The organism is Bacillus sanguinis (assembly GCF_018332475.1).
GTDB lineage: Bacteria > Bacillota > Bacilli > Bacillales > Bacillaceae_G > Bacillus_A > Bacillus_A sanguinis.
The window spans coordinates 1-6,230 of the sequence record NZ_BOQB01000141.1 but is presented as its reverse complement, the minus strand read 5'-3'; the positions used below and the strand labels follow the sequence as shown (position 1 = coordinate 6,230).

The window sequence follows — 6,230 nt, the reverse complement described above, 5'->3', positions numbered from 1 at the left end:
AGTTGATGGGCATGGGGTCACCATACCCAAAAAAGAAAATTGTACATTTAGACAAAATTTAGACACATTTAAACTGATTCCTGTACGTTAAGGAACCGATTACTTAGTTTACTACTTTTTTTAAAGAATCAAATAGTGAAAATTTCGTGGAAATTTGCTTAACGTAAGTTTTATATCAACTATTACGTTGGAGTACAGCCAAGGTACGTGTATTATCTACTATGAAAATCAGGAATATTTAAAGTATTCTAAGAAGAAGAATTGAGTGATAAGCTACGTTAACTACTTGATATCTTAACTAAGTAAATTATGTATTTAATGTATTCAAGGTAGTGCAATGAGAAGGTATCGAATAACCTTGCTTGGATAAACCGTGTCTCTTAAGAGCTCCTTAAGGCGCGTCCGTTACCTTGAGGGCAACGAACGGTTGTAGACTTCGATGTTGCAAGGATCGTTGTCAAACAAATTGTTTACATGTATTCAATGTAAAACTCTTATTAAATTAAGGTTTTTACTCCTAAGTATAGATAACATGTATATCTCGTCTGTATCCCTTTTTGACTTGCTCTTGATTGACCAAATAAGTCAAAATACCTTTCTAAATTTCCCTCTGATATTCCCCTATTTTATCTTATTCAAACTTGCATTCCAATAACCCATTTCTCATACGCCTGTTTCTAAAATAATAATTTAAATTGGGACCTCTGAGAGATCCCAATTAATTAAAAAGTAATGTCTCCTCTTGTTACATCATTTACAATTTTTATACTAATCCCTCTAACATCTCGAAGACTTCTAAATTATTTTTTTGGTAGTTCAGGGAATAAATAATGTAATATACAGATGGTCAAACGTCTGGATTTGCCTTTATACGGATATATATGCATATACATCGATGGATTAAAGTTTGCCTCAATAATTCCATAAGCATTTTTATTAGCTGCAGGAACTTCTGTATTTTCAATAATCAAATCAATACCACTAATATTTGCTCCAAGTGCCGACACAGCATCTACGGCAATTTTCTTATAATCATCGGGAATTTGATCTGTCATATCAATTGAGTCTCCACCTGTACTGACATTAGAATTTTCTCGCAGAAAAACAATTTCATCACTTGTTGGAATAGAATCTTTTCGATACCCTTGAGCTTTAAGCATTAGGACCTCTAATTCACCTAATTGTATATTTTCTAAAGGTGTTCTATGGTCCATTCCTCTTAATGAATTCAGGTTCTTTTGAGCGACTAACTCTTCAATCGTATGTGAACCGTCTCCTATAACATTGGCTGGAATTCGTAATAAAACGGCAGAAACTTTGCCATCTAGCACAAAAAATCGATATTCTGTTCCATTAATAAATTCTTCTATTAATACTGATGAGTCCTCTTTAAATGCTATTGTGAGTGCTTTTTGATAGTCTTCGTAACTTGCTCCGTTTTCTTTAAAGATAGATATTCCTAAACCATAATTTGTTGTTTTTGGTTTAACGACAAAAGGCTTTCCTGCAAATATATCATAGGAACGTAAGGCTTTTTCTATATCACTAAATTCCTCACCTATTGGTACACGAAATCCATGCTGTTGAAGAATTTTCTTTGTTACTGTTTTATTTTCCATAATTAATGGTGATATATAACTATCTTTACTTGTCATATTCCCATTTTTCACATATTCAACATGATTTCCTAACTGTAGTTTTAAAAATTGATCTTGTCGATCTAAAACGTCTACTTGTAATCCTTGTTGAATAGCATCAAACATTAAAATTTGTGTAGACAACTCCATGTCAGTAAATCCTGATAGTTGATATGGTTTATCCCATGCTTTTTTATAATTTTCTTTAGCAATACGGGAAGCTACCTGACTTTGACTACTTTTTATAATCTCTTTATAAAGTCTTCCAGCTAAAGTCTTACTTGGATCTGTTAGCATTTCTCTCAAGTTAACAAATAAGGTATTCGAAACAGTTATGTCTAACAGCCCTGTTAAATGTTCCATCTCATCAATAATACGCTCAGCATCTGTTTTAAATTGCGTATGTTCTAACGGATGTTCAAGAGCCACTAAATTATTTTGAAAATCACCGATTTTTACCCATTCATCATTATTATCGTCTTGATCAATCCAGAGTAAATAGATGAGGAAAAGATGTAGAAATTCTGCTTGTTCATGGCTAATTCCATATGTTTCAAAAGGATTTAAATCTAGGTTTCTTAATTCAATATAACGAATCCCATGATTTTTTAAATCTGAAACTTGAGGACCGCCCCTTAAACGGACAGATGCATAAAATTCTTTTTCTTCTAATAAAACCCCTTTACTTACCAGCGAAGAAAGATCAGATATATAGTTCTGTAAACTACTATAGGATACTTGAACATCATTTTCATTACTATAACCATATTTACTATTTCTAATGCTTCTTACGGCGTCATTTAAAGGATTTATTTCAAAGAAATTCTTTTCACTACTAGGAGAAGCACCGAAGAAATAAGTTATTAACCATCGATAGTGTAAATAATTCCTTGTGACTTTCAGATAAATTTCTGTTTTAAATTGATGATAATCTTTTATTTCTGATTGTAATTCAAATAATGCCTGAATCAAATTATCGCTAAATTCAAAATTGTAATGAATACCACTAATCATTTGTTTTCGTCGACCATAAGAATTAGATAAATATCGACGATATAAAACATTTTCATGATTATTAAGTTTCGCAATAACAATATCTTCTTCTTTTTCGGGCAACTGTGGTGGCATGCTTAATGGCCAAAGCATTTCGTTATTTCCCATAGAACGATAGGCAACATCATGGATAGCTGCTAAATAATTAAATAAATCTCCTAGTGTCTCAGTAACTGGTGTGATTAATTCCATTTGTGTTTCAGAGAAATCTCGCTGAATATAAGGATGTTCATCTCTTACTGAAATACTTTTGGGATGTTCCGTTTTAGCTAAACTTCCTGATAGGTCAACTCGTTGACTTTCTTTTTCAACTCCAAAACGTGCTTTTAATAAATATGGTTTAATACGGTCATTGTTTAACATTTTTTTCATTTCCATACAAACTGTACCTCCCATCAACTCAAATATTTGATATAGAAATAGCTAAAATTATAACCATTATTTTTTTGAATTTAGCATTTGGATATTAATGGCCAAAGCATTTTATTCTTATCCACGGAAAGAGAAGGGATTTCACGAATAGCTGCTAAGTAATTAATCATGTCTTCTAATGTTTTAGTATTAGGCTGAATATATGATCTTGTATCTCTTATCGAAAACGGTTTAGACGTTTCAGTTGAACTTTCAAATAAGTCAACTTGTCGATTTTCCTTTTCAATCTCATAACGAGATTTTAATAAGGATGGTTTAACACGGTAATTAAATAACATTTTTTTAATCCACATGAACTCTTCCTCCCAATTTATTTGTTTTTACAAACTATATAATATGACAAAATATAACAATCAAAAGCACCCACATCTCTACATGCGGATACTTTTGTTACTATATTTTGCTGTAAACTTAAATACTTCATATGCCATTGGAAGTGGGTATTGTTGTAAATAAGAATCATCTTAAATACTTCATATGGAAAGAGAAATGCTCATTTAAGAAAGTGGAAATAAAGAAGTAGCTATGATCATAGCCCTCCATTTTTTTATAAGTTACCATTTGACTATTTTTTTGAGCGTTCTCTAAGAAAATATGTTCTTCCAATTGTTTCGGATAAAACTCGTCTTGACTACCTTGCATAATAAGAATTGGTGGAATAGTAGCTTCTTTAATTAATTCTGAAGCATCCCATTCTTTCCAAGAATCTTTGTCTTCACCTAAATAAGAGGTGAAAGCATTTATTCCCCATGGTACTTGACTAGGAGTTAAGATTGGAGAAAAAGCAGAAACCGCTTTGAATCTCTTAGCATTTTTCAAACCGATCACTAAAGCCCCATGTCCTCCCATTGAATGCCCCATTATGCTTTCTTCACCTGAAAAATTAGGTACTATAGTCGAAGCAATGGATGTTAATTCATCTACGATATACGAATACATTTTATAATGCTGTGCCCAAGGATCCTGGGTAGCATTTAAATAAAAACCTGCCCCTTGTCCAAGATCCCATGCTGCAACATCAGAAACGTATTCTCCACGTGGTGAAGTATCTGGCATAATCACTGCAACTTGATGTTTTTCAGCCAAACGTTGAAATCCACTTTTTTGACTAAAATTATCATCTGTACAAGTTAAACCAGATAACCACCATATAAGTGGAATTTTTTTCTTTTCTTTATTTGATGGTAAGTAGATACTAAATTTCATATCACATTGCAAGACTTCGGAATAATGGCTATACTTACGTTGCTCTCCTTCGAAAGAACGATGTTGTTCAATACATTTAAGACTCATTATCTCACTCTCCGTAAGTTAAAATCGTACGAATGGATTCACCTTTGTGTAATAAGTCAAATGCCGCATTGATGTCTTTAAATTCTAAATGATGAGTAATAAATGAATCTAAATCAATATCACCATGCATATAATCTTCGACCATTTCTGGAAGTTCAGATCTTCCTTTAACTCCACCAAAGGCTGATCCACGCCATACTCGGCCCGTTACTAATTGGAATGGACGAGTATGGATTTCTTTACCAGCACCAGCTACTCCGATAATAATACTTTCGCCCCAACCTTTATGACATGCTTCAAGAGCGGATTTCATTACTTCAACATTACCAATACATTCGAAGCTATAATCCACGCCACCATCTGTCATTTCGACTATAACTTCTTGAATTGGGCGATCATAATCTGCAGGATTCACAAAATCAGTCGCTCCCATTTTTTTAGCGAGTTCCCATTTTTGGGGATTCAGGTCAACTGCAATAATTCGGCTTGCTTTTGCTTGAACCAATCCTTGAATAGCTGCTAATCCAATCGCTCCTAAACCAAATACAGCTGTTACAGCTCCTTCTTCAACTTTTGCAGTGTTGTGTACAGCACCAATACCTGTAGTCACACCACATCCTAATAAAGCAACTTTATCTAACGGAGCGTTTTCATCGATTTTCGCTAAGTTAATCTCATTAACAACTGTATATTCACTGAATGTACTAGTTCCCATGTAATGATAAAGGGGCTCTCCATTATAAGAGAAGCGAGTTGTTCCATCAGGCATTAAACCTTTACCTTGTGTTTCTCGTACAGCACTACATAGGTTTGTTTTACCAGAACGACAGAATTTACATTCTCCACATTCAGGTGTATATAGTGGAATAACATGATCCCCAGGTTTTACTGAAGTAACTTCATCACCTACTGAAACGACAACACCAGCACCTTCATGGCCTAATACAGCAGGAAATACTCCTTCTGGGTCGTCACCTGATAATGTAAAAGCATCTGTATGACAGACAGAAGTATATAGTATTTTTACTAATACCTCTTTTGCTTTTGGCTCTTCTACATCGATTTCTACGATTTGAAGTGGCTCCCCTGGCTTAAATGCAACAGCAGCTCTACTTTTCAATTGAATCCCTACTTTCTTTTTTTATTGTTTACACCACTAAGATTACACTTTATAATTTTAATTACAATACTGACAAATTTGTCACTATAAACATTTTTTTCGCGAGAGGAAGGTCAAAAATTATGGTTATTCATTATAAGGACAAGGAATTTTTCACTGGAAAAGATTTAGCTTTATCTGTGATAGGAGGGCGTTGGAAAATAGCAATTATATGGTGTTTGTTACAACGTTCGCCATTAAGATTAAGTGAAATACAAAAAAAGCTGCCTGAAGTTAATCAACGTATGTTGATTAGACAATTAAGAGAATTAGAAGACGATAAAATAATTACTCGATGTGTATACCCCGTAGTGCCTCCTAAGGTTGAGTATGAACTTAGTGAAATTGGTCATCAACTAGAGAATGTTGTAACAGCCATCTGTGATTGGGGAGATGACTTTAGTGATTTTGTAGAAAAAGATTCGGACGAACTTAGTTGAAGAAACAAGTAAATATCGATTCATTAAAAATAGTGCGTAATTGTATGACTTAATCCATAAATTTGCATACAAAAAACCGATAACTTTGCATCGAATGCTGTAAAGTCATACGTAACGACTAGTTAAGATAATTAACGAAAATATACGCTAAGTAAATTTCGACATAAAATGAGCCGAATTTCCTACTCTAAGGGGTCCCGCCACATGCCCATCAAC

General features: G+C 33.6%; 5 protein-coding genes. 1 reads left to right on the top strand and 4 read right to left on the bottom strand.

The annotated features are described in order from the left end of the window. Window positions 1–800 precede the first annotated feature (800 nt). The 4 genes from gshAB to KI369_RS16335 all read right to left on the bottom strand — a co-directional run bounded on the left by gshAB (window position 801) and on the right by KI369_RS16335 (window position 5,535). On the bottom strand, window positions 801–3,068 hold the full coding sequence (gshAB, locus tag KI369_RS16350; protein ID WP_000425291.1) for a bifunctional glutamate--cysteine ligase GshA/glutathione synthetase GshB: 2,268 nt from the start codon (window positions 3,066–3,068) through the stop codon (window positions 801–803). Between the two features lie 74 nt (window positions 3,069–3,142). After that, the gene (locus tag KI369_RS16345; protein WP_000264853.1) at window positions 3,143–3,415 is read right to left on the bottom strand and encodes a hypothetical protein; all 273 of its coding nucleotides are present in this window, start codon (window positions 3,413–3,415) and stop codon (window positions 3,143–3,145) included. A gap of 166 nt (window positions 3,416–3,581) precedes the next feature. Then, window positions 3,582–4,415, bottom strand: a complete 834-nt coding sequence (gene fghA / locus KI369_RS16340) for an S-formylglutathione hydrolase (RefSeq protein WP_000053341.1) — start codon at window positions 4,413–4,415, stop codon at window positions 3,582–3,584. Window positions 4,416–4,419: 4 nt separating this feature from the next. After that, window positions 4,420–5,535 (bottom strand): S-(hydroxymethyl)glutathione dehydrogenase/class III alcohol dehydrogenase, encoded by a 1,116-nt coding sequence (locus KI369_RS16335; protein WP_000842153.1) that lies wholly within the window; start codon window positions 5,533–5,535, stop codon window positions 4,420–4,422. A gap of 122 nt (window positions 5,536–5,657) precedes the next feature. Here KI369_RS16335 and KI369_RS16330 point away from each other — a divergent pair, with 122 nt between their 5' ends. Beyond that, complete coding sequence (locus KI369_RS16330; RefSeq protein ID WP_000234699.1) at window positions 5,658–6,014, top strand: winged helix-turn-helix transcriptional regulator; 357 nt, start codon at window positions 5,658–5,660, stop codon at window positions 6,012–6,014. Window positions 6,015–6,230: the final 216 nt, after the last annotated feature.

What these genes read in the sequence shown, in the direction of transcription:
- gshAB (WP_000425291.1), bottom strand. Translation starts at nt 3,068, where the DNA reads ATGGAAATGAAAAAAATGTTAAACAATGACCGTATTAAACCATATTTA.
- fghA (WP_000053341.1), bottom strand. Translation starts at nt 4,415, where the DNA reads ATGAGTCTTAAATGTATTGAACAACATCGTTCTTTCGAAGGAGAGCAA.
- KI369_RS16345 (WP_000264853.1), bottom strand. Translation starts at nt 3,415, where the DNA reads ATGTGGATTAAAAAAATGTTATTTAATTACCGTGTTAAACCATCCTTA.
- KI369_RS16330 (WP_000234699.1), top strand. Translation starts at nt 5,658, where the DNA reads ATGGTTATTCATTATAAGGACAAGGAATTTTTCACTGGAAAAGATTTA.